Genomic DNA, 22,984 nt, shown 5'->3' on the forward strand with positions numbered 1-22,984 from the left:
CCAACAAAGCATTATCAAAAACACAGACTTGTATTTGTAGAAACCTAATACTTAAAGTTATATCCAAATAATATGACAGTGTAAGGGTGTAAGGCCCTTTGGAAAACAATGCGCAAAAGCGGATTATTCAACGATGCTTTTGCGCATTAAAAACCCACAGTAGCAGATTCGCTATAGTTTAATCTCTACCTCATGAGACTCCGGTTCTGGAGCAGGAGAGTTTGAGTCCGCTTCAACGAGCATCTCAGATGCCACGACTGACGAGACGGTCAAGCCTACGTTGACATGGTCACCTTGATCCTCAACAACCATTGGCGGTTTGTTTTGAATACGATAAATCGCAAACACAGCGACAAACAAGTTCATCAATGCAATGAACATAAACAGAGCGTCAATATGAAAGATATCCATTACCGCAGATGCAATCACAGGGCCTAACACCCCACCGGCACCATTTAATAAGATCAATCCACTGCCTGCCGACAATACCTGCTCTGGACGCAACTGATCGTTTACATGAGACGAAGACAAGCCATACATAGGGAAAGTGAACGCTCCGACACAGAACATCCCCACCATCATCACCGTTACGCTTCCCATGTTATTTCCTAAAGGCACTACTAACGCGGTAATAGCACCCACCAAGCAAACTACAAGAATGGTTACTCGTCGATCTTGGCGATCAGACAACATCCCTATAGGCCATTGTAACAACATACCGCCAACGTAACTCGCGCCAATAAACAAGGAGATCTCGGCAATATTCAACCCAATTGACTTAGCGTAAAGTGCCCCTAAACCCAATATTGCACCCGATGTCACGCCTGCAATAAAGGCACCCGTCACCCCAAGCGGCGCAGTTTTCACAAGTCCAATCAAATTAAGCTTCTCTGGCACCTCAATCGTAGGAGAAGGTGTACGCACCAATAACAATGGCACCAATGCCATGGAAATTAAAACAGATGTCAAAATGAACAAGTCATAGCCGCTTGGCGATGCGGCGTTCAATAAAAATTGACCTAATGTCTGGGCTGCCCAAATTTCAATAATATAAATGGAAAACAGACGCCCACGAGTAGTATTCGATGCAATGGCGTTCAACCAGCTTTCCGTCACAATAAAAAGCCCTGCATAACATAAGCCGGTCCCCATGCGCATCAGCATCCAGAACCAGGCTTCTACCACGACAGACTGCATCAAAATAGTAATGGAAGCTAACGATGCTACGGCTGCAAACACCCGAATGTGGCCGACATTTTTCACCCATGTCGGCACCAGCAACGAGCCCAATATAAAGCCAACGTAATAAGACGACATAATCAAACCAGTAGCTGTCGTATTAAATGACTCAATAGACGCACGAATACCGATCAACGAGCTTTGTAAAGCACTGGCCATAGTAATGATGGCGACTCCGAATAAGAGGCTCCAGATTGGCAGTAGGGTTTGCTTAAACATGTAGTCTATTTGTCCAATTTGTCTGAAATGGGATAAAAATGCGCTGATAAGTACATTAAAGTGCTCTGATTACCAGAGAAATAAAGTGTAGTACGTTAGGAGATTTAGACCCAAAATAAAACCCCTAATTAGCGTTAAAATCATTCAAAAACACACACCTAATAAGGAAGTTTTAATCATCGCATTCCTAGCCCATGTTCTTTCATAAATCGTGTTCTCGTAAACGCAAAAAAGGCAGCGTCAACGCTGCCCTTTCTCGAAGCCGTTTGCACTACAAATTCTTAACGATTAACCATGTTTTTTTCGCATATCGTGATGGTGTTTATCTCGCCCCTTCTTGCGATCACACTCCATGGAGTCTTTGCCTTGTTTCAGCTCCAACCACTTTTCTTTTTGCTCAGGAGTTAGAATACTCATCATTTGATGTTGATTAGCAAACCGTTGCACGATTCTCTGAGAATGCATGGATGCCATTTCATCTGCTATTTCTTGTGCCTGTGCCTCATCAAACTGTTCGGCCATAATCAACTTGTCGACTTTTTCATGATGAGCTTTCCGGTTATCGTCCGAGCCTTTGGCATGCATACGTTCTTTACCAGACTCTCGCAACGCCTTCATTTCTGCTTTCTGCTCGTCCGTTAAATTAAGTTGTTCCATCACACCATGCATACCGCAAGCGCTACCACCTTTTCCCCCGTAATGTCCGCCTTCTCGATGTTCGCCATCTGCATAGGCAACAGACCCAACTAACAGCGGCAATGCCATCATTACAACTAATACTCTTTTACTCATATTCATATCATTCACCTCAAGGCTAATAGGGTTTTCAGGGTGCGTTCTGCACTTGAGGTTAGATTAGCCGCTGTAGCGTAAACCGACGTCTAACGAAGGTAAAATAACGTAAAGAGCAGACACAGCTAGCAGTTTCTCAGTAAACTAGAAACGCGCAATTTACCGGCTACTGAACGTGAGACAACCATGACACATATTCTTTTAATCGATGACGACGTAGAACTGACAGAACTACTCTCAGAGGTTTTCTCATACGAAGGTATCACTGTGTCAGTTGCGCACGATGGTGAATCCGGGTTGGCCAAGCTGTCTTCAACCATCGATCTAATATTGCTTGATGTCATGATGCCCAAATTAAATGGCATTGAGACACTACGACAATTGCGACAGCACTCTGACATACCCGTATTAATGCTGACGGCTAAAGGGGAAGAAATAGATCGAGTCATAGGTTTAGAACTTGGCGCGGATGACTATCTGGCAAAACCATTTAGCGAACGAGAACTGTTAGCCCGAATCCGCGCCATCTTACGACGGGCGCAAACCCGACAAACAACTCCGCAAGCGGATACTGTTGAATACTTTGATCTAAAGCTTTTCCCAGGCAAGCTAGAAGCCTATTGCAATGATCGGCTTATGGATCTCACTGGTACTGAGTTTGCCCTACTGCACCACTTCGTTTTGCATCCGGGTCAAACCATTACCAAGGACACTCTCAGCCTGGAAGTACTTGGCAAACGACTGACTCCTTTTGATCGAGCTGTCGATATGCATGTCTCAAACCTACGAAAAAAGCTACCTAATTGGAGCAATGGCAACGCACGCATTAAAACGTTACGCGGTCGTGGCTACCTATTAACGGAAGGCGGTTCTTAATGCGAATGCCCTCCATTTCAAGCCTATACGGCCGCATATTTGCCACGTTCTGGTTTACCATGTTGTTAGTCTTGATCATCGTGTTATCCATCCAACACTTTGATCCCCGAAAAATGACCGTCATCCCTGAAGAGCGTTATCAACAGCTCCTACAGACTCGGGATAACATCCAAAATCGTTTTGCTCAACTATCCAATGTTTACTTGATTGCACAGAAGTTAAGGCGAGAATCCCGCGACCGCCCAAAGCGGGATGATAGACATGAACACGACAAACACCCTCAACCCGCTGAACGAGCGGATTTCTTCATTACCACACCTGACGGCCAACTCATTGCGCCAGAAGAACGACGCTCAATGAAAGAACAGGCTTTGCGCAATTTCGTAACCAACATTGACGACAGCGGCATCCCACAACAACGATTGTATGGCCAATTTCTTATCGCAGGGCCGCTTCCAATCCAGTTTGCGAAGCAAAACTACCAGCTCTATATTGGCATCAATTCAAGACGCCCACCTAGTTTCTTGCTGCAACTCTTTGATCATCCTATCCAATTGCTTTTAGTAACAATGCTGGTCAGCACCCCGCTTCTCTTATGGTTAGCTTGGGCACTCAGTCAACCCGCCCGACGCCTTGAACAAGCGGCTCGACGCGTCGCTCGGGGGGAGCTCAATATTGACCCGAGTCTAGAGCGTGGCAGTGCTGAGTTTCGTCAAGCAGGGGCGAGCTTTAATAAGATGGTGGAAGCAGTAAATCAAATGATCTCGCGACAACAACGACTGCTTTCTGACATCTCCCACGAATTACGTTCGCCGCTGACTCGACTGGGCATGGCCAGCTCCCTTGCCAAGCGAAAGCAAGGTAGCAGCCCTGAACTTGAACGCATTGAAACCGAAACCCAACGCCTTGAAACAATGATCAGCCATTTACTAGAGCTATCTCGCATGCAAGTTGACAGTCACCAGAAGCGTGAGAAGCAACCCCTGCAAAGTTTATGGGAAGCTTTATTGGACGATGCGCAATACGAAGCAGAGCAAACAGGGAAATCTCTAACATTTTCCAACATCCCTGATCGGAACATCCTGTGCTACCCACCGTTACTCATTAGCGCACTAGAAAATACTGTTCGTAATGCGATCTACTACAGTCGATCCAGTGTAAACGTTGATATGAAAGACAATCGTAACTTACTCACAGTTACCGTAGAAGATGATGGTTCAGGCGTACCGGAAGATGAACGTGAATCTATTTTTCGCCCATTTTATCGGGTCTCCACCGCACGTGATCCGCACAGTGGAGGGACAGGGCTAGGACTCGCCATCACCGAAAGCGCGATTCAGCAGCACAATGGTCGCATCCACGCACATTCAAGTGATTTAGGTGGCCTAAAGATCGTGATTGAATTGCCGCTTATTTAACTCATGACAATAGTCGAGTTATTTCTGGGAGCGCTTCAAATAAATCAGCTTCTAAACGATAGTCCGCAATTTGAAAAATTGGTGCATCCTCATCATTATTAATAGCGACAATAACTTTAGAGTCTTTCATACCCGCTAAATGCTGAATCGCACCCGAAATACCGCACGCCACGTAGAGATCAGGCGAAACAATTTTACCGGTTTGGCCGACTTGCCAATCGTTTGGAGCAAAGCCTGAATCAACCGCCGCTCGTGAAGCCCCAACGGCTGCGCCCAGCTTATCTGCTACAGGCAAAATCGTTGCGTTAAAGTTCTCTTGCGAACCCAGCGCTCGCCCACCCGATACAATCACTTTCGCTGACTGCAACTCTGGTCGTTCTGAATCGGAAACTTTATCCGAGATATGCACCGACCTCTGTTGACCCAGCGTGATGTCTAACGCAACCACTTCGGCACTCGTTGGGGCATTTTCAGTGGTCGCAAAATTCGCGGTACGTATGGTTAGCACCTTAATCGAGTCATTTGATTGAACCGTCTGAATCGCGTTTCCAGCATACGTAGGGCGTTTAAAAGTTTTCTCATCCAATATTTCAATCACCTCTGAAATTTGCATGACATCGAGCTTGGCCGCGATGCGAGGCAACACGCCTTTACCTGTGGTAGACGCTGCCGAAACAATTGCTTGATATTCCGATGCGATCGACAAAATAGCCTCCGCACAGGGTTCGGCAAGCTGATGCTTGAGCGCTTCATGCTCAGCAAGTAATACACGCCCTACACCAGATAAACACGCCGCTTGGCTCGCTACTTCCGTGCAGTCATGTCCCATGATCAAGACATCTACAGCCCCTAACTGGGACGCAGCCGAAAGTGCCTTAGCCGTTTGCTCTGAAAGATGGTTGTTATCATGGTCTGCTATCAATAATGCTTTCATTAGACGTATCTCCTACTTACAAAACGCCTGCTTCATTACGCAGCTTGTCAATCAGCTCTGCTGCATCCGCTACTTTTACACCCGCTTGGCGTACTTCAGGCGCTTCCGTTTTCTGTACGATTAGTCTTGGCTCAATAAAGTTTTCAGGTAAACCTAAATCGGCAAGCGATACTTTAGAAACTGGTTTTTTCTTCGCTTTCATTATGTTGGGTAATGATGCGAAACGAGGCTCATTAAGACGAAGGTCCGTTGTCACAACCGCTGGTAAGTCCAGCTCAAGGGTTTGCAACCCCCCATCAATTTCACGGGTGACGAGGACTTTATCAGCACTTTGAATATCCACAACGGAAGCAAACGTTCCTTGAGGCCAATCCAGCAAAGCTGACAACATTTGCCCCGTTTGATTGCAATCATCATCAATGGCTTGTTTGCCTACAATCACAATGCCAACTTGTTCCGACTCTGCGATCGACTTTAAGATTTTCGCAACCGCCAACGGCTCGATGGCCGGATCGCCCGTATTAACTAAAATACCTCGGTCCGCGCCCATCGCTAACCCTGTTCGGATCGTTTCTTCCGACTTGCTCGAACCAATAGAGACTAAAACCACTTCTGAGACCTTACCTGCCTCTTTGAGCCGAATCGCTTCTTCTACCGCTATTTCATCAAACGGATTGATGGACATTTTTACGTTTGTCAGATCTACACCCGAGCCATCAGACTTCAGTCGAGGCTTTACGTTGTAATCAATCACGCGCTTTACAGCGACTAGTGCTTTCATGTTTATCTCCCTTCATATTGCCCATAGGACTCATACGTTACAGATCTTTAACCAATCGAAGTGCGTCGTAGATCGCGGCATGGGTATTGCGCGTTGCGACGGCATCCCCAATACGGAACAATTGATAGGTTCCTTCGCTATTGCGTACAACACTTTGCGGATGACCTTCTATCAGTTGATCATGAGAGATTTCACCGTGGTTGGATGAATTCGACTTGAGATCAAAATAAATCTCATCGAGGGGAATAACGCCGTGGTTCACAATCACCTGATCAAACTCTTTCACGCGAGAAATGCCGCCATAATCGCTGCCAATATGAGCTTTCAGAACCGATCCATCTTTTTCTAATGCCTGCAATCGGTACGTCACTGTGAATGTGGTGTCTAAGGCTTGTAAGCTACGCATATAAGGCACTAGATTCATTGCCATGACTTCTGGAGCGAATGACCGGTCCGGCGTCATGATTTCGACCTTAGCCCCAGAACGCGCGATAATTTCAGCCGCCTGCAAGCCAGCGTGATCCCCTGCATCGTCATACACTAAGACGTTTTTCCCTGGTTTTACATCACCGGAAATAATGTCCCACGTAGACACAACATGCTCATTACCTTTTGCTAAAACATCAGTGTCTGGCAGCCCGCCTGTCGCTATAATGACAACATCTGGTTTTTCCGCATTTACTTCATCGGCTTCCGCCCAAGTATTAAACTTAAACGTCACACCTAAGCGCTCACATTCGGCCATGCGCCAATCGATGATCGACATCATCTCTTTGCGCCGTTCACTTTGCGATGTAAGCAACACTTGCCCACCGGGAACGTTAGCGGCTTCCAGTACGACCACGTGATGACCACGCTCTCCTGCAACACGCGCCGCTTCTAAACCCGCCGGCCCTGCGCCAACGATGACCACTTTTTTAGACACATCCGCTTTAGCGATCGTGTGAGGCATAGTTTGCTCACGCCCTGTGGCCGCATTATGAATACATAACGCTTCGCCCCCCTGATAGATGCGATCTAGGCAGTAATTAGCCCCCACACAGGGTCGGATTTGCTCTTCGCGCTTCTCGATTATCTTGCGAACAATATGCGGGTCAGTGATGTGCGCGCGGGTCATGCCGACTAAATCAACTTTGCCCGAGGCAACAGCGTAACGTGCCGTTGCAACATCAGGGATTTTAGACGCATGAATAACAGGCATACCTGTTGCCGCTTTCATCTCACCTGCGAAATCCAAGTGCGGATTATTGGCCATACCTTGAATTGGAATCACATCCGTTAACGCAGCGTCAGTATCAATATGTCCTCGAATCACATTTAAAAAATCCACCATTCCGGATGCTTTCAAACGATGTGATATTTCAAACCCTTCTTCTGGGCTAATACCATTTTCAAGCATTTCATCACCGGTATAACGCATACCCACAATGAAATCTGGGCCGACTCGTTCACGTATGGCAGACAACACGTCAAACGTAAACTGCATACGATTGCTCAATGATCCCCCGTATGGGCTTTCGAGCGAATTGGTCAACGGCGACCAGAACTGATCTAACAAGTGGCCATAAGCCTGGAGTTCAATGCCATCCATACCGCCGGCCTTCATCCGCTCGGCAGCATCCGCGTAATCCTTTATAATGCGCTCGATATCCCAGTCTTCTGCTTTCTTAGGGAATGCTCGGTGCGCCGCTTCGCGTTCATGTGACGCAGACACAACAGGCAACCAATGACCTTTATCCCATCGCGTACGACGACCAAGGTGGGTCAACTGGATCATGATAGCGGTATCGTGTTCGTGGACGGCATCTGTGAGATTTTTAAGGTATGGCACAACCTCATCTTTATAAACCAACAGATTGTTGAATACTGGAGGGCTGTCTTTTGACACCGCTGCGGATCCTGCCGTCATCGTCATTGCGACACCACCTTTAGCTCGCTCGGCGTGATAGGCGAGATAACGCCCCTTTGGCATCCCGTCTTCTGGATATGCAGGCTCATGGGACGTCATAACAATGCGATTTTTAAGCGTTAAATGTTTAAGCTGATAGGGCTGCAACAGAGGATCATTCGACATGGCCACACTCCTTATTACGTTATGATATTGGGCTGGTTTCTTTGTCCGTATTTTGATCAACAAATAACCTTTATCTAGATCCTAGTTATAAATGTACAGGTGTGTCAATTTACTATTAATGTATTTTTGAAAATATTCACCTTTGTACATTTTATACTTGACGATGTTGTACATTTTCAATAAAAATCACTTATGGAAACTTTAACAATGAAACAAAAGAATACGGATTCAGGTTGGCGCGGGTCACCTGAAGTTTGGTTCGAGGCGGCCATAGAGATTTTGCTAGAGTCCGGCATTGAGGCGGTCAAAATCTCAACGCTGGCCAAACGACTGAATATCTCTCGTACCAGTTTCTACTGGTTCTTCTCTGATAGAGAAGCGCTACTTAATGAGCTAGTCGCCTTTTGGAAAAGGAAGAATACCGGCAATTTTGTTGCTCAAGTGGATGCGTATGCCGAATCCATTTGTGAGGCAACCCTCAATGTCTTCGATTGTTGGTATGACCAAACGCTTTTTGATTCAAAGCTTGAATTTGCTGTGCGTAGCTGGTCGTTGCAATCAAGCGAGATACGTGATGCCGTTCAACAAGCAGATGATGAGCGATTGAATGCTCTCATCGCCATGTATACGAAATTTGGAAAAGCGAAAGTCGAAGCGGATGTCAACGCGCGAACCTTGTACCTTGTTCAAATTGGCTACATTACGATGCAAGTGAAAGAATCAATCGAGACAAGAATGCAACGCGTGCCCAGTTTTACTAAAGCCTTCACAGGAGAGTGGCCTTCTGAGAATGAAATCAACCGCTTCTATCACCGACACGGTTACCATCCGGAGCAATCGTCCAAATGACAGCATCAAACTATCATACCGTAGGAATAATCGGTGGCTTAGGTTGGCTTGGGTCAGCATTAACAAATAGCGCACTGCTCTCTGAAGAGCTAGCAGAGGTTAAGTTTATCGTCTCCTCACGACGTGCAACCGCGACAGAGAAGCATCCGCGCGTGACCTTCACACAGGACAATCAAGCATTGGTCGATGCATCAGACCTAATCATTATGTCGGTCAGGCCACAGGATTGGGCATCGATCACTTTAAACCTTCGCGACAAACCTTTGATGTCATTTATGGCAGGGATTTCAAGCCACGCACTCAGCAAAAAACACCGTACAAAGTACGTCATACGCGCTCTCCCTAATGGTGCGTGCTCAAATCAGCAATCTTATACCCCTTGGTACTGTACATCACAAGATAACCCAACATTACTCGACTTCATTGCAAAACTTCTTCACTGCATAGGCCACCAAGACCAATACGATCTCGAAGACCATATCGAGGTGTTAACGGCGATTTCAGGGGCAGGGCCAGCTTATCCCGCTCTCTTAGCACAAGCGTTACAACAGAGCGCCATCAAACTCGGGATCCCGCAAGATAAAGCACAAAGAGCGGTTAATGCGACCTTATTGGGCAGCGGAGCAGCATTCAAAGACCTCTCGAACCCTCCAGCCAATACGGTCTTTGTATTTGAGGAATATCAAGGCACCACCGCAGCAGGCTTGGCCAAAATGAAACAATGCGGTTTTTTCGAGGCGGTGGAGTCAGGCGTCGAAGCGGCTTACGATAAAGCCATCCACTTCGACTCGCCTACTAAAGAGTAAAGAATAACTTAATTAAGCTTCAGACAGCCACGAACAGAGATTATGTAGCATGCTGGAACAACGGTTTAACTGATCGATTTCAATGAACTCATTAGGTTTATGCCCTTGATCCATCGACCCCGGCCCACAGATCATAGTCGCCACACCTGCCTCATCAAATAACCCCCCTTCTGTACCAAACGCCACCGTTTCATAAGAAGCATTATCGGCCCACTGTCCAACCCATTTCGCCAGATCAGACTGCTTATCCGTGAGTAGCGGTGGATACGCCGAGAGCTTTTCAAATTGGATATTTGATTCACTAGAAATCGCCTTCATTTTGGGCTCTAGTGTGCCCTTTGCAAACTGCTCTAATTTATCAAAGGTAGCGTTAGCATCCACGCCAGGCAGATAGCGCATTTCCATATCAAATTGGCACGACTCTGGCACGATATTCAACGCCGCACCACCTTTGATTACCCCCGTCTGAATCGTACTATAGGGTGGATCAAACTGATCGTCCGTATGCTTAGCTAACGCTTCGCTGACCTGTGAAAGTTCGCCAATTATTTGCGCAGCATACTCAATTGCGTTCACGCCTTCAGGCGCATACGCCGAGTGGCATGCATGACCACGAACGTTGCAGCGCATCGCCACTTTGCCTTTATGTCCGTATACGGGCTTCATAGACGTAGGCTCACCAATGATGCATAACGCTGGCCGTTCGGGAGACGATTTCAAGTGCTCAATTAAGCTACGAACGCCCAAGCATCCCACCTCCTCATCGTAGGAAAACGCGAGGTAAACAGGCATCTTTAAACGCTGCTTGGCAAACCTTGGCACGGCCGCTAACACACACGCGATAAAGCCCTTCATGTCTGCACTACCACGGCCGTAATATTTCTGCTCGTGCTCGGTTAGCTCAAACGCTGGAAACGTCCAATTCTGACCATCCACTGGTACGACATCAGTGTGGCCAGACAACATCACACCACCGTCACCTTGTGGCCCAAAACGAGCCAAAAGGTTTGCCTTGGTGCGCTCTTCATTAAAAATCAGAGTGCTTGATACACCTAGCTCTTCAAGATAAGTCTTTATGAAATGAATCAACTCAAGGTTTGACTCACGACTTGTCGTATCGAAACTAAGTAGCTGACTGAGCAGCGCACGCACCTCAGCCTGATCATCATTAGAGTGCAACGTCATCACTCGTCTCCCGGTACACCATAACTGGGGGCTTGGCGCGGATCGAGGGCACGGGTTACGTAAGCTAACATCTGAGGCTCATATTCTTGCCAAAGTTTAGCAAGCTCACCGACTGGATCTTGGTCTGCCCAATCTACCCGCAAATCGACAAGTGGCCACGTATAATCATCGACCACTTTTAGCGCTGCAGAATGCTCAGGTCCTGCTTCCCCACCGGCTTCAACGCCCGCATTCAAAGCGATTAGCAAACGACTGCTTAACTCTCCAGTGGATTCTTCAAATGCACTGACCATAGCGTCAATCACGGTTTTATCAGACAACATGTTACCCGCAGCAACGCAATTAAAGCCCTTCACCATATGATGAATTCCCAAGGTTTCGGAGCCGCTAAAGCACGCAACATTTCCGTGTGCATCGATCGCCGTCACTTGGCGATAGGCGCTGAATTTGTCTTCGGCAAGCGCCGCTTTTAATGCTTTATCAGCCGTGAGTCCTGCCTGTAATTGGTCTAAGGTTTTCTGTCCTAAAGCAGGCAAGGTTATATTTTGACTGGAAACGGCTCCGACACCCGCTTGCAACCAAGGACACCGAGCCCCGACCGCAATACTCGATGAACTGATTGCGATTCCAAATTGTCCCGTATCAGGACATAGCGCTGTGATAGAAATCGTCATAATTCGCTCCCTTACTTGTCTTCATCTGGAATGACGGCAATCACATCGATTTCCATCAGCCATTGCGGTTGTGCTAGGCCTGCTACCACCAAACCAGTGGAAATGGGATACACGCCTTTTAACCATTTACCGACTTCTTGATAGACGGGCTCTCGAAAACGAGGGTCGGTAATGTAGGTGGTGGTTTTAACAATGTGAGTCAAATCGCTACCAGCTTCTTCTAACAGCTGTTTAACGTTTTTCATCGCCTGCTCTGCTTGGGCTTGTGGATCTCCAAGACCGACCAAGTTGCCATCAAAGTCGGTTCCAACTTGACCTCGTACATAGACCGTATTGCCCGCAACAACAGCCTGGCATAAATCATTGTCTAAGGACTGGTTAGGGTACGTTTCTTTGGTATTAAACATTCTAATTCGGGTGTGAGTAGGCATCTAAAACTCCTATGGGTGCTCAGGATAAAATTGGTACTGACGTTGAATAACGATCTGATCGGCGATGTATTTCGCGTCGTGCCATACACCCCAAATGAACGTCGAACCACGTCGAGATAACCAAGGCAGCCCTAAGAAATAGATACCTGGTGCTTTAGAGACTCCACGATGATGTTGTGGTTTACCCTTTTCATCAAACGCATCCACTTGCAGCCATTCATAATCATTCGAGTAGCCCGTTGCCCAAATAATGGTGTTGATACCCGCTTCTTCCAGATCCAACTCTAACGTTGGGTTCGTCATACAAGCTGGATCATCTAGCAGCGAACGGGCTTCCGGCTCTTCAGGAAGGTCTAAGCCATTTTTAGCAATGTATTCGTCAGCGCGGTCTAACAAAGAGAGATAATTCGCATCTCCGCCACGAATATTGGTGCCTAAGTCATTTGCAAAGTACGCTCGGCCATTCTCAAACGACTCCGTTCGACCGACCAAATTCATCCCAGCTTTAGACAATTGTCTAAAATCAATTGTCTTGCCCCCTTGTGCGCCACTGACGGCGATGGTGACATGCTCTTTACCTGGTTCGTTCGCAGCGATGTCCCAAAGACCCAATACTCCCAACCACCAAACAAAATCACGACCACGGTAGCTTCGTGGTGGTCGATCATGAGGACCTACCGACAAATAAACCTCACGTCCAGACTGCAATAATTCTTCGGCAATTTGCACTCCAGACGAGCCCGCCCCAACCACCATAATGGCGCCATCAGGTAACTGATCAGGGTTGCGGTAAGATGCAGAGTGAATCTGATGAAGCGTGTCGTCGTTGGGAGCGATAGCAGGAATAATAGGTGTTTGAAAGGCGCCAGTGGCCGACACCACTCGTTGCGCATGGAATGTACCAGCGGAGGTCTCAACATTAAATCCGCTGACCCCTTTCGTTTGCGTCACATTGTAGACTTCTACACCTGTGCGCACTGGCACTTCGAACTTTTCAACGTAAGCTTCAAAGTAGTCTGCGACACTTTCTTTTTTAACAAAGCTATCTGGATGAGCGTTGGGAAACTCCATACCCGGAAAGCGATCATGCCATGCTGGGCCATTAGCAACCAATGAATCCCAGCGACGAGTACGCCATGCTTCAGCAACACGATTTTTTTCGAGTACAAGGTGAGGGACTTGTTGACGAGTAAGATGTTCACTCATGGCAATCCCAGCCTGACCCGCCCCAACGATGAGTGTATCGATCTCTTGAATGTTATTTTTCATGGATACGCGCCTTATTAAGCAGATTTAGTAAGTTTCCAATACAAATCAGCTTAGGGCAGCGTCTAACATCCGTAAATTATTATAAATATACGATCTGAATAGAAAAAATATTAATCAACCTCGCTTTAACAAATAAATAGTGTAAGGCGACGTCCCTAATCTTATAAATCAGCAGGATCAAAGTTAACTGTGCGGCAATAATCCATGAATAACTGCGCCGGTTTCGTGGGCTCGTTCGTTTTGAGGTGCGCCATAATTAACGCTGAACTTTCCATGTCGTCTTCTATATCAATGTAGGCAAGCTCTTTACCATCATACGTCATTTTACTGTGTGGACGCGTCACCAACACAGAAAAGCCCTGCTTTTGTCCAACCATACAGCGCACCATTTCTATAGAAGGTGAGGTATAAGCAACATTTGGGTGTAGTCCTTTCTCATTGAAAATACTCAAAAAATAATTGCGGCTTGGGATGACGTCTAGCAGTACCATCGGCTCACGACTTAATTCCGCCAAGGTCACCGAAGGTTGAGCGGCAAGCGGATGATCGGCAGGTAAAAGCGCATAAGGTTTATGTGGCGCATTAAGAGGTTCTCTTAAAATAGAGTTATCCAACTCCAAGTCATATAAGAACGCCATATCAAACTTTCCTCGATGCAACCCCACCATGATTTCGTGCTGCTCGCCATCATGCAGTTGAATCTCAATATCAGGATATTGCGCTTTAAACCCAGCAATCAGTCTGGGGATATATAGAGGCGCGACCGATTCAAAGCAACCAATGGAAATCTTACCGCTGGTTGTTTCACTGTCTGCTAAGGTATTTTGCTCAAACTCATGAGAAAAGCGCAGCAACTCCCTTGCTTTGTCGTAGAAGCGTCGCCCACTTGGAGTCAGTGATATGCCCTGTGCATGATGACGAATCAGTAATTGTTGCCCAAACGAATCTTCAAGATTTTTGACTGCAATCGAAATAGAAGGTTGAGCGATGTGAAGCCTACGCGACGCTTCCGCAATGCTTTCCGTTTCGACCACCGTGGTAAAATAATGCAATTGCTTCAACGTAAAATATCGCATAACTTCCCTCACAACATTTCAAAAATATTGTTTAGTTTATAACTTCTATAGTTTTTTATTAAGCAACGCTGGCCCTTCGATCAAAAAATCAACCCTCAACGGCTTCGCGAGCCTTTGTGACTGCCGACGCGGGAGTGATCCCCCAAAGGCGAACACACGCCTTATACATGATGACCAAAAACAGCAGCGGGATAATCATGGTTTTCAAGACAAATAACGCCATCATATTTAAGAAATGATCAATAGACTGGTTCAATGTGGCAACGTACCCCGTCACCTTGTCTTTGGCGGCCACGGTTATGCGGCTGAAGCCATTACGAATACTCGCAAAGGTACTCACCTCACCCTTTAGACGATCCTGCAACTCGGCAATATCATCATCTACATTATCCAAATCATCTTCGACATCATTCAAATTCCGTTGAATACGACGCAGCTGCGTTAACAATTGATTTCTCTCGCGCTCCAATGCACGCTCCTCTGCTGTTTTATCAAATAGCACGCTAAAGCCCGAACGACCTTCTGACGCAACGGCCAACGCTTCTTCCACTCGATCAATCTGAGCCAGTTGGTCGGTTTCGTCCTGCGTTAAGCGCTGACTCTGAAGCAATAAAGTTTGCCGCTTCGCTTGCTCTGACTCCAGCTCCCTCGCGACCTGAACTTTGATTTCCTTAGACAAATCCAGCGCTTCATCGAGTCGATCTGGAGACGCGGGGAAGGCTTCCAAGGCAGCGTACTCTTGCTGCACCGCATCATCAATGAAAGCTTCATCAACCCAACTACTGGCCACCGCCACCATAGCAATAGAAAACTTGCAGATAACCGCGAACAAGAAAACTTTGTATGCGAGCGCTCGATAACGAGAGAACACGAACCGAGTGCCCAGAAATGCCACACCAGATATCGATAAAAACACCTTAAAGTGAAGCGTTTGAAGAATCTCAACGAGCAGCTTCTGAATCAGTAAAGAAGAGATGGCGTACTTCATCACGGAAGAGAAGTCTTCCACTAGATCGTTTAATGGATCTAATAACTCACCAATTTGAACCGACCCAACAATCGCGACATTTAGGGTAATCGTCGACAACACCGAAATCGTCGCGTTGAAAAGACGAGCAATACCAAACGACGCCCCCGCGGATACTAAAGACGCATTAATATATTGCTCGGCATACTGATCCACCACACCGACCCAAGCAAACACCACCAGCGCTAGAACAATCAGCACATCCTTATTTCTTTTTAAGGCGTCTAGCATTTGCATCCGCTCCTACATTAAGCTCTACGACAACCTCCAATCTAGCAAAGCTTGTGTAGAACGCGAACCCTAAATCAAAAAGCCCCCAGTACATTCGCAGTAGGGGCTTTAAAACGCCTTAACAAAACTCAAAAACTCTAGTATCAGTATTGGAACCGTTTCTTTGTATTCAATTTGCGTCGCTTCAGGCTAACCAAACATAGTATTCGGTAGCAGCAATACAATCTGTGGAAATGCCATGAGCAAGGCCACCGCTAAAATCATCATTAACCAAAACGGTAGTACGCCACGAAAAATATCCCCCAACGCAACATTCGGCGCGACAGATTTCACAATAAACACGTTGATGCCCACCGGAGGGGAAATTAGCCCCATTTCAAGGGTCAAAACGGTTAACACACCAAACCAAATCGGATCGATCCCCAGTTGCAATATGATCGGGAAGAAAATCGGTAGCGTCAGCACTAGCATAGCGAAACCTTCCAGGAAGCAGCCTAGCACCAAATAAATCATCAAGATCAAAATCAAGGTACCGGTTACGCCAAGATTCAGTGCAGCCAAAAACTCACCCACGGCAGTTGGAATATGACTCAGCGCCATAAAAGGATTGATCAAATGCGCTGCAATCAAGATCAGCATTACCGTAGCCGTCGTCACAACGGCATCACGCGCCGCGCTCCACAGTAATTTGATCGTCAAAGTCCGAGTGACAAGCCCCACCAGGATCACACTTCCTGCGCCAACGGCGGCGGCTTCCACGGGCGAAAACAAGCCTCCGTAAATACCCCCAATCGTCAGCAATATCACACCGACTATTGGACCCGCGCCCAAGATAGCTCTACTTTTCTCTTTGAGATTCGTTTTAGGCCCTGCAGGGCCAAAGTCAGGTTTGAAGTAGCAAATCACCATAATCATGACAATAAACAGCAACAACAACATGATCCCAGGCAGCACACCCGCTAGGAACAAGCGACCAATACTTTGCTCGGTTAAGATGGCGTAGATCACAAAGCCTGTAGACGGTGGAATCAAGATACCTAAGGTCCCCCCTGCGGCCACCACACCAGTCGATAAACGAGTGTTGTAGTTAAATCGATCCATCTGCCCTAATGCTACTTTCCCCATGGTCAAGGCTGATGCCACTGAGGAGCCGGATAACGCGGCAAAACCACCACACCCGATGACCGTCGCGGACGCTAATCCACCCCGAAACTGACCAATGATGGCGTAAGCGGCATCATAAAGTCGCTGACTCATACCGGTTAAAGACGCGACATTTCCCATTAAAATGAATAAAGGAATGACCACTAATTCAGGCGAAGACGCCAAGGTAAAACTCTCCGACGCAAGCAAACTAAACGCCGAACGACTGCTGTCTAAAATGGTGATACCCGCAAACCCTACTGCAAACATGGTAAACGCCACGGGCACACGAAGTAACAGCAATACAAACATGATCAGAATACCGATCATGCCTATCATTGAAGCGCTCATACGGCGTCTCCTTTACGGACATCTCGTCCCGAGAACGTTAGCTCCAGCGCGCGCAATACCATCCCCGCCGCTGTTAACAAGGCGAATACGGACAAGCCGTTTTGAAACCACGCTTTTGGCCAACGCAACAAGTTCGTAGAGAGGTTCAACATGGCCGAGAGCTTGGCGCTTTCGTTGACCGCGTAAGCAATCGCGACAAAAATCACAGCCCCTAATAAAGCGGCTGAAATATCAATCGCAAGATTGAGAAGCTCTGGGTAAGCTCGTTCAAATAGGTCCACGGAAATATGACCGCCTGTACGATCACAGATGGCCATCGCGCCAAACACAACCACGGTCATCGACATGGTAATGACATCCTGTGAGCCATACATGGGCGAGCCAAAGGCACGCCCAATGACATCAACAAGAATCACCAACATGATGAAGATCAGCCCCAATGATCCGATGGCAGCAGACAGGTTAATCAACCCGTCTGCCAGCTTTCTAATGGCGGCAAACATATTAGTTGCCTTGCATTGCGGCTAACGCATCGTCACCATCCACACTGTTCACATAGCTGTTCACAACGCCTGAAACCGCTTTAGTGAAGGCTTCTTTCTCCGCATCGGTCAACTCAACAATGGCATTCGAACTATCTTTTTGGGCAGCCGCTAACGCAGCATTGGCAGTGACTAACCAAGCATCTTCAGCACTTTTAGAGAGTTCCATACCACTTGCTGCATCGACCGCAGCGCGCTGCTCAGCACTGAGATCACCATAGACTTGGGCATTCAGGACGGTAAAGAACGTCAAACGACCTAGAGGCGCCCCTAATGTCAGCGCGTCAGCCACCTCATCCAGTTTAAAGTCTTTCAGAGTTGAGGCCCCAGTGATTACCCCGTCGATGAGTCCAGTCTGCATCGCGTTGTACACTTGGCTAATTGGCATTTGCACTGGGGTAGCGCCCAAGGCTTTCGCCACTTCCGCCGCGGTCGATCCAGCAACACGCACTTTCAGACCGTTTAAATCTTGCGGCGTACGGATCACTTTATTGCGCATAATAAAAATGTTGGGTTCAGACGTCCAAAGAGCAAGCGGTTTAGTGCCTGGGAATTCTTGGCTAAGGTTGTCGTCAAAGGCGCGCCACAACGCTTGATAACCAGGCATGTCTTCGGGAATCGCACCAGGTAATTCAGCAATCATGGTTTTACCAAACTGTGATGAGGTATAGCCTGGTAATCCCCAAGCCATATCCGTAGCACCTTGCAAAACACGAATGTATTGCTCTGCGGGACCCGACCCCAATTCACCACCATGATAGCCACGCACGGTCAGCTCTCCATTTGTCGCGGCAGACAAGTCATTATTTAATTTCTCAATGACAGACGCGTTGATTGTGTGAAATGGTGGTGTGAAGTTGGCGAACTTCAATTCTTCGGCAACAACTTGGCTGGTCAATACAATCGCCGTCGATGCGGCAACAAGCAGTTTACTAACGTTCATATGATGACTCCCTTATTGATCTTAGTGCCTAAATTAGGCGTTTCTTATTTTGGATCTGAGGACATGCCATAACGCGCACTGCCCCGTTCGTAATAGTCTTCTTGTTATGGCTCTAAAGAGCTTATTTCATTCGCTTCCGTTGAATTTCAGTTCAATCGAACCCTGCCTTTTCGCTATCAACCAGGTATCGTCTACTTTCTTCAGGTCATCAACGAAACGTCCAATGAACACACTGGCTTTGGCGGCAATGATGGTTTCAATATCGGGGGCTTTTTGTTCACCAGAAAACAGCACCACGCGGGATGCCACCGTTGCGGATTGGGCATCATGTACGGTCACTTCGATATTGCTCAACGCGTGACAGGTCTCTTTACTTGGGCGCTCTGTAAACGATTTCAGAATCGCCGCCCGTCCTTCAATTTTGTCTAATGGGGCACTCGGACGGTGCAATACTGCATCTTCGCTGTAGCACTCAGACAACTCTTGCCAACGGCTTTGGTCCAGCAAATTAATAGAACGCGTCACTAATTTCTGACATTGCCACTCGATCAACATGGTGTCTAAATCTACGCTATTCATAAGACTTACTTCCTTTCTCTAGCCAAGCTTGCATCGCCGCGGCGACGTTGTCGGGGTCTTCGACCGGGGCCATATGACCCGCACCTTCGACCACTACCAGCTCGCTACCCATAATGGCCTCTTGCATGGTTTGATGCTGCGCCGCTGGGCTCCAACTGTCCTCTGTGCCAGATAGCAGTAATGTCGGCACCGTAATCGTAGTTAAGATGGCCTGCGCATTAGGGCGATTCATAAGGGCGTTTATTTGCCCAACAAACTGATCTACGGAGTAAGCACTTACCATCCTTTCAAGGTCAGCCATTAAAGCACTATTCTTCAGCCCCTTGGGGGACATCATCGGTCTTAACCAATCCACGGCGAGCGCCTCAGTGCCCTGCTCTTTCGCAAGCTCCAGTAAGCGTATTCGCCCTGGTACTTCTTTCTCGGACTTAGGATGCACTCCGGTATTCAGTAACGCTAAATGGGTCACACGCTCGGGTGCTAAGCGGTACACTTCTAACGCCACGCGAGCCCCCATGGAATGACCCGCCAAGGCGAAATCACCCTGAACCTTTTCTAATACATGCTGCGCCATGAGTGTTAAGTCATCGAACCCGGCAAAGCTAATAATGTTCACGTCCGCAATCGTTTCCAGTCGTTCAGCCACACCTTGCCACACCAATTCGTCGCAAAGCAGGCCCGTTAGGCAGACTAGCTTAGCCTTCATTGCGACACCTCTTCTTCAAAAATAATATGCCCCAGAGCCGTATTCGAGACGGGCACGTGATAGTGACGATGCACCTCTTTGACTTTGGCTTTGAGTGCGCCACGCATGATCAACCACATCACCATTTCGCAGCCTTCGGTACCTGACTCACGGATGTACTCCACTTGTGAAATCCCCGCTAAACGCTGGTAGTCGTCTGCTAAACTGTCCATGAATTCGGTGTCCCAAGGCTGATTAATCAAGCCTGCTCGCTCTCCAAGTAGCTGATGACTCATCCCCCCAGTGCCCCACACTTGGACGTTCAAATCTTCGGGGAATTGCTCCACAGCTTCTCGAAGCGCTTTGCCTAATGCCAAACAACGCTCACCCGTGGGCGCTGGATAGACCACCGTATTCACCGCCAAAGGAATGACTCGACAAGGCCACTCTTCGACCTCGCCGAATACCATGGACAGCGGTACGGTCAGGCCATGATCCACATCCATTTCATTCACGATGGTCATATCAAAGCCTTGCAAGATAAGCGATTCTGTTAGATGCCATGCCAGTTCTGGGGCACCTTTTACGGTGGGGACAGGACGCGCGCCATAACCTTCATCAGCAGGCTGAAACGCTTCAGCACAGCCTATCGCAAACGTCGGGATAAACTTCATATCAAAGGTCGTGGCGTGATCGTTGTACACCAAAATGACCACATCGGGTTTTTGCTCTTTGATCCATTGTCTTGTGAAATCGAACCCCGAGAAAACTGGCGCCCATTCGGCTTTATCACTGTCACCGATATCCATAATGCGCCCCAATAATGGGATATGAGAGGTGCCAAGCCCTGCTTGAATCTTTGCCATTACTGCTGCTCCTTAAGGTAGCGATTCCCTTCCGGTGAGCGACCGCCGTTACGCATCATATCGAGGTACTCTTCAGTGCTGAGATCCGTCATGGTAGACACCGCAGCGGCGACACTTAAACCATCGCACGAGCTGATCTTAACGAGGTAATAGATGTTGCCGCCAAGGGCAATAAGCTGGGTAAAGTCCCGAGCCAATACGGCTTGTTTCTGAGCGTCCGTCAGTGGGTAGCGGTCTAGGTAAGCACTTTCGTTCTGTTTAAACGATTCTCGGTTGGCGGCGTTCATTAACGACATGCAAAACTGATTCAAATGAAACCCTTTGCGAGCCATGTTGCCATCAAACACCGTGGTGCCTGGAATATCGCTGTAGTTGTTATTATTCGAGTTCATACTCTTCCTGCTTCAGCCAAAAGATGTATCAGTGATTTCCATTAAAACTACACAGCCGATTTCAATCTGTCCTATGCGCTTTTATAAACATCCTTTAAAATTTAGTTATATCTTAAAATCAATCGGCGGCTAGGTAGGCAATGAGGGCAACAACCATGCATCACATTACCAGCGGAACTCCCCTAACATTAAAGCAATGTCGAGTCATTCAAGGGATTATGAGAAAAGGTTCTGAACAAAGCGCCAGTGCTGCCCTGAATCTTAGTCAATCCAGTGTGTCACGGGCGTTAGCGCAAGCTGAGCACGCACTTGGCGTCAGTATTTTTACACGCGGTTGGAGCGGCGCGGAGCTAACGGCCGATGGGGAAATCGTTATGGCAACCTGTGATAACCTGCTCAACGCCATAGCCAGAGTGGAACAACACCTACAACAAACCGCCGACACCGCTTTGACACTAAAGAATCACCTAGAATGGCGCCATGTAGCGGTCGTCGAAGCCGTCAGCCGATTAGGCAGCGCTTCTATTGCCGCCGAAGTACTTGGGATAACACAGCCCGCCGTCAGTAAAACGCTAAAGGAATTGGAAAATATGGTACGACAGCCATTATTTTCTCGACTGCGTCACGGCTTAACCCCCTTGCCAGCGGCCAAGTCATTAGCTGCGTTGTATTTAAGAATACTGCCGATTGCTCAATCACTGAGCCAAGCACTGCAATCACGACCTAACGAGTTAAACGGTCGACTCTCTGTCGGCATGCTATCGTTTTCTTGCCAAGACATCGTACCCATCGCCTTTGCTTCCATTTTCAAACAGCACCCACGCGTCCGGCTGCAAGCCATGCAGGGGCCTTACCACATGCTGGCAAACGCCTTGATACAAGGAGAGATTGATTGCTTTCTAGGGTTATTAAGAACGGGACCGATTCATCCAGATTTAATCGAAATCCCTCTGCTGCACGCACAATATGCGTTGATTGCTCGCAACGACCACCCAATACACAAAGAGGCAAGCAGTCTTAAGGATTTAACCGATGAACGCTGGATCGTCGCGCGCCACGGCACACCGATTCGCGAGTACTTTGAAACACTGTTCCGAAGCATCGATAACAAGCCACCGATCCAAGCATTAGAAATGCTGACGTTTGCCTCATCAGAAGATCTGGTGATTCATAGCGATGCCATCGCCCTCTTGTTCTACGATGATTGGAATATTCAGCAACTCAACCCACGCCTTCAACAGATACCAATCACCTTACCCAAACCAGACTGCATGATTGGCATCACCCTACATCGAGACCACCAATCTCCTATTATTAAAACCTTTATTGAAGAGCTTGAAACGGTTATCGAGGCAAAAATAACCGATTCTATTCCAGCTGAGTAACTCGCTAACCGCTGAATTCCGCTATCAACCACCAATCAAAAGAGCCCTTACCGCTTCAACAGCAACGTCTCGAAGCACTTTTTCTAGATGATTTAATTAAACAATTCGGAGACATAACTGGAAGCAAAAACCTGTCGTGACACTATATAAAGACCCGAAGTTCAGTTTTTCCATTACAAGATGGCTTTGCCTACGCATCGAGTATCAGGGATTGAAT

General features: G+C 47.5%; 23 protein-coding genes. 5 read left to right on the forward strand and 18 right to left on the reverse strand.

Features of this window, described 5'->3' with window-relative positions; all coding sequences use genetic code 11:
• Positions 1–171: 171 nt before the first annotated feature.
• Complete coding sequence (locus DN730_RS13410) at positions 172–1,458, reverse strand: MFS transporter (protein ID WP_115468657.1); 1,287 nt, start codon at positions 1,456–1,458, stop codon at positions 172–174.
• A 288-nt stretch (positions 1,459–1,746) separates the two neighbouring features.
• Positions 1,747–2,256, reverse strand: coding sequence for a Spy/CpxP family protein refolding chaperone (locus tag DN730_RS13415; protein ID WP_115468658.1), 510 nt, complete (start codon positions 2,254–2,256; stop codon positions 1,747–1,749).
• A gap of 180 nt (positions 2,257–2,436) precedes the next feature.
• On the opposite strand from DN730_RS13415, the gene DN730_RS13420 reads away from it, so the two are divergent.
• Positions 2,437–3,126, forward strand: a complete 690-nt coding sequence (locus DN730_RS13420; protein WP_115468659.1) for a response regulator — start codon at positions 2,437–2,439, stop codon at positions 3,124–3,126.
• Positions 3,126–4,544 carry an envelope stress sensor histidine kinase CpxA gene (cpxA, locus tag DN730_RS13425; RefSeq protein ID WP_115468660.1) on the forward strand — a complete coding sequence of 473 codons (1,419 nt, stop codon included), beginning with the start codon at positions 3,126–3,128 and terminating at the stop codon, positions 4,542–4,544. Before DN730_RS13420 ends, cpxA begins: the two co-directional genes overlap by 1 nt.
• Position 4,545: 1 nt before the next feature.
• Here cpxA and DN730_RS13430 read toward each other — a convergent pair whose 3' ends face one another.
• From DN730_RS13430 to DN730_RS13440, 3 genes are read right to left on the reverse strand one after another with little or no spacing between them, the layout of a single operon-like run.
• Positions 4,546–5,478: an electron transfer flavoprotein subunit alpha/FixB family protein gene (locus tag DN730_RS13430; protein ID WP_115468661.1), complete on the reverse strand. Its 933-nt coding sequence runs from the start codon at positions 5,476–5,478 to the stop codon at positions 4,546–4,548.
• Between the two features lie 16 nt (positions 5,479–5,494).
• Positions 5,495–6,259, reverse strand: a complete 765-nt coding sequence (locus DN730_RS13435; RefSeq protein ID WP_115468662.1) for an electron transfer flavoprotein subunit beta/FixA family protein — start codon at positions 6,257–6,259, stop codon at positions 5,495–5,497.
• A 37-nt stretch (positions 6,260–6,296) separates the two neighbouring features.
• Positions 6,297–8,333, reverse strand: coding sequence for an NADH:flavin oxidoreductase (locus tag DN730_RS13440; protein WP_115468663.1), 2,037 nt, complete (start codon positions 8,331–8,333; stop codon positions 6,297–6,299).
• A 207-nt stretch (positions 8,334–8,540) separates the two neighbouring features.
• Here DN730_RS13440 and DN730_RS13445 point away from each other — a divergent pair, with 207 nt between their 5' ends.
• The gene (locus DN730_RS13445) at positions 8,541–9,182 is read left to right on the forward strand and encodes a TetR/AcrR family transcriptional regulator (RefSeq protein WP_115468664.1); all 642 of its coding nucleotides are present in this window, start codon (positions 8,541–8,543) and stop codon (positions 9,180–9,182) included.
• The gene (locus DN730_RS13450; RefSeq protein WP_115468665.1) at positions 9,179–9,988 is read left to right on the forward strand and encodes a pyrroline-5-carboxylate reductase family protein; all 810 of its coding nucleotides are present in this window, start codon (positions 9,179–9,181) and stop codon (positions 9,986–9,988) included. The genes DN730_RS13445 and DN730_RS13450 overlap by 4 nt, the downstream gene beginning before the upstream one ends.
• A 12-nt stretch (positions 9,989–10,000) precedes the next feature.
• On the opposite strand, the gene argE is transcribed toward DN730_RS13450, so the two are convergent.
• The 13 genes from argE to ligA all read right to left on the reverse strand — a co-directional run bounded on the left by argE (position 10,001) and on the right by ligA (position 21,382).
• Positions 10,001–11,173, reverse strand: a complete 1,173-nt coding sequence (argE, locus tag DN730_RS13455) for an acetylornithine deacetylase (protein ID WP_115468666.1) — start codon at positions 11,171–11,173, stop codon at positions 10,001–10,003.
• Entirely contained in the window at positions 11,173–11,847 is a 675-nt protein-coding gene (locus DN730_RS13460; protein WP_115468667.1) for a DUF1028 domain-containing protein, read from the reverse strand. The genes argE and DN730_RS13460 overlap by 1 nt, the downstream gene beginning before the upstream one ends.
• 11 nt (positions 11,848–11,858) lie before the next feature.
• Positions 11,859–12,278, reverse strand: a complete 420-nt coding sequence (locus DN730_RS13465; RefSeq protein WP_115468668.1) for a RidA family protein — start codon at positions 12,276–12,278, stop codon at positions 11,859–11,861.
• Positions 12,279–12,287: 9 nt separating this feature from the next.
• Complete coding sequence (locus DN730_RS13470; protein ID WP_115468669.1) at positions 12,288–13,547, reverse strand: flavin-containing monooxygenase; 1,260 nt, start codon at positions 13,545–13,547, stop codon at positions 12,288–12,290.
• 161 nt (positions 13,548–13,708) lie between these two features.
• Positions 13,709–14,623, reverse strand: a complete 915-nt coding sequence (locus DN730_RS13475; RefSeq protein ID WP_115468670.1) for a LysR family transcriptional regulator — start codon at positions 14,621–14,623, stop codon at positions 13,709–13,711.
• A gap of 88 nt (positions 14,624–14,711) precedes the next feature.
• Positions 14,712–15,881, reverse strand: a complete 1,170-nt coding sequence (locus DN730_RS13480) for a hypothetical protein (RefSeq protein ID WP_115468671.1) — start codon at positions 15,879–15,881, stop codon at positions 14,712–14,714.
• A gap of 189 nt (positions 15,882–16,070) precedes the next feature.
• Positions 16,071–17,375, reverse strand: coding sequence for a TRAP transporter large permease (locus DN730_RS13485; RefSeq protein WP_115468672.1), 1,305 nt, complete (start codon positions 17,373–17,375; stop codon positions 16,071–16,073).
• Positions 17,372–17,878: a TRAP transporter small permease gene (locus DN730_RS13490; RefSeq protein ID WP_115468673.1), complete on the reverse strand. Its 507-nt coding sequence runs from the start codon at positions 17,876–17,878 to the stop codon at positions 17,372–17,374. The genes DN730_RS13485 and DN730_RS13490 overlap by 4 nt, the downstream gene beginning before the upstream one ends.
• A 1-nt stretch (position 17,879) precedes the next feature.
• Complete coding sequence (locus tag DN730_RS13495; protein WP_115468674.1) at positions 17,880–18,860, reverse strand: TRAP transporter substrate-binding protein; 981 nt, start codon at positions 18,858–18,860, stop codon at positions 17,880–17,882.
• A gap of 126 nt (positions 18,861–18,986) precedes the next feature.
• Positions 18,987–19,439, reverse strand: coding sequence for a nuclear transport factor 2 family protein (locus tag DN730_RS13500; RefSeq protein WP_115468675.1), 453 nt, complete (start codon positions 19,437–19,439; stop codon positions 18,987–18,989).
• Positions 19,432–20,145, reverse strand: a complete 714-nt coding sequence (locus tag DN730_RS13505; RefSeq protein WP_115468676.1) for an alpha/beta fold hydrolase — start codon at positions 20,143–20,145, stop codon at positions 19,432–19,434. The genes DN730_RS13500 and DN730_RS13505 overlap by 8 nt, the downstream gene beginning before the upstream one ends.
• Positions 20,142–20,990 carry a class III extradiol dioxygenase subunit beta gene (locus tag DN730_RS13510; RefSeq protein ID WP_115468677.1) on the reverse strand — a complete coding sequence of 283 codons (849 nt, stop codon included), beginning with the start codon at positions 20,988–20,990 and terminating at the stop codon, positions 20,142–20,144. Before DN730_RS13510 ends, DN730_RS13505 begins: the two co-directional genes overlap by 4 nt.
• A complete protein-coding gene (ligA, locus tag DN730_RS13515) occupies positions 20,990–21,382 on the reverse strand; it encodes a protocatechuate 4,5-dioxygenase subunit alpha (RefSeq protein ID WP_115468678.1) in 393 nt (130 codons plus the stop codon). Before ligA ends, DN730_RS13510 begins: the two co-directional genes overlap by 1 nt.
• A gap of 155 nt (positions 21,383–21,537) precedes the next feature.
• Here ligA and DN730_RS13520 point away from each other — a divergent pair, with 155 nt between their 5' ends.
• Positions 21,538–22,767, forward strand: a complete 1,230-nt coding sequence (locus tag DN730_RS13520; protein WP_158541216.1) for a LysR family transcriptional regulator — start codon at positions 21,538–21,540, stop codon at positions 22,765–22,767.
• The last annotated feature ends 217 nt before the right edge of the window (positions 22,768–22,984 follow it).

The sequence above is a fragment of the Marinomonas piezotolerans genome (genome assembly GCF_003362755.1).
GTDB lineage: Bacteria > Pseudomonadota > Gammaproteobacteria > Pseudomonadales > Marinomonadaceae > Marinomonas > Marinomonas piezotolerans.

Bases quoted from the DNA above. Each gene is read 5' to 3' on its own strand.
- DN730_RS13475 (WP_115468670.1), bottom strand. From the start codon at position 14,623: ATGCGATATTTTACGTTGAAGCAATTGCATTATTTTACCACGGTGGTC.
- DN730_RS13490 (WP_115468673.1), bottom strand. From the start codon at position 17,878: ATGTTTGCCGCCATTAGAAAGCTGGCAGACGGGTTGATTAACCTGTCT.
- DN730_RS13415 (WP_115468658.1), bottom strand. From the start codon at position 2,256: ATGAATATGAGTAAAAGAGTATTAGTTGTAATGATGGCATTGCCGCTG.
- DN730_RS13445 (WP_115468664.1), top strand. From the start codon at position 8,541: ATGAAACAAAAGAATACGGATTCAGGTTGGCGCGGGTCACCTGAAGTT.
- DN730_RS13450 (WP_115468665.1), top strand. From the start codon at position 9,179: ATGACAGCATCAAACTATCATACCGTAGGAATAATCGGTGGCTTAGGT.
- DN730_RS13510 (WP_115468677.1), bottom strand. From the start codon at position 20,990: ATGGCAAAGATTCAAGCAGGGCTTGGCACCTCTCATATCCCATTATTG.
- ligA (WP_115468678.1), bottom strand. From the start codon at position 21,382: ATGAACTCGAATAATAACAACTACAGCGATATTCCAGGCACCACGGTG.
- DN730_RS13440 (WP_115468663.1), bottom strand. From the start codon at position 8,333: ATGTCGAATGATCCTCTGTTGCAGCCCTATCAGCTTAAACATTTAACG.
- DN730_RS13520 (WP_158541216.1), top strand. From the start codon at position 21,538: ATGCATCACATTACCAGCGGAACTCCCCTAACATTAAAGCAATGTCGA.
- DN730_RS13465 (WP_115468668.1), bottom strand. From the start codon at position 12,278: ATGCCTACTCACACCCGAATTAGAATGTTTAATACCAAAGAAACGTAC.
- DN730_RS13495 (WP_115468674.1), bottom strand. From the start codon at position 18,860: ATGAACGTTAGTAAACTGCTTGTTGCCGCATCGACGGCGATTGTATTG.
- DN730_RS13430 (WP_115468661.1), bottom strand. From the start codon at position 5,478: ATGAAAGCATTATTGATAGCAGACCATGATAACAACCATCTTTCAGAG.
- DN730_RS13500 (WP_115468675.1), bottom strand. From the start codon at position 19,439: ATGAATAGCGTAGATTTAGACACCATGTTGATCGAGTGGCAATGTCAG.
- DN730_RS13480 (WP_115468671.1), bottom strand. From the start codon at position 15,881: ATGCTAGACGCCTTAAAAAGAAATAAGGATGTGCTGATTGTTCTAGCG.
- DN730_RS13435 (WP_115468662.1), bottom strand. From the start codon at position 6,259: ATGAAAGCACTAGTCGCTGTAAAGCGCGTGATTGATTACAACGTAAAG.
- DN730_RS13410 (WP_115468657.1), bottom strand. From the start codon at position 1,458: ATGTTTAAGCAAACCCTACTGCCAATCTGGAGCCTCTTATTCGGAGTC.
- cpxA (WP_115468660.1), top strand. From the start codon at position 3,126: ATGCGAATGCCCTCCATTTCAAGCCTATACGGCCGCATATTTGCCACG.
- DN730_RS13470 (WP_115468669.1), bottom strand. From the start codon at position 13,547: ATGAAAAATAACATTCAAGAGATCGATACACTCATCGTTGGGGCGGGT.
- DN730_RS13460 (WP_115468667.1), bottom strand. From the start codon at position 11,847: ATGACGATTTCTATCACAGCGCTATGTCCTGATACGGGACAATTTGGA.
- DN730_RS13420 (WP_115468659.1), top strand. From the start codon at position 2,437: ATGACACATATTCTTTTAATCGATGACGACGTAGAACTGACAGAACTA.
- DN730_RS13485 (WP_115468672.1), bottom strand. From the start codon at position 17,375: ATGAGCGCTTCAATGATAGGCATGATCGGTATTCTGATCATGTTTGTA.
- DN730_RS13505 (WP_115468676.1), bottom strand. From the start codon at position 20,145: ATGAAGGCTAAGCTAGTCTGCCTAACGGGCCTGCTTTGCGACGAATTG.
- argE (WP_115468666.1), bottom strand. From the start codon at position 11,173: ATGACGTTGCACTCTAATGATGATCAGGCTGAGGTGCGTGCGCTGCTC.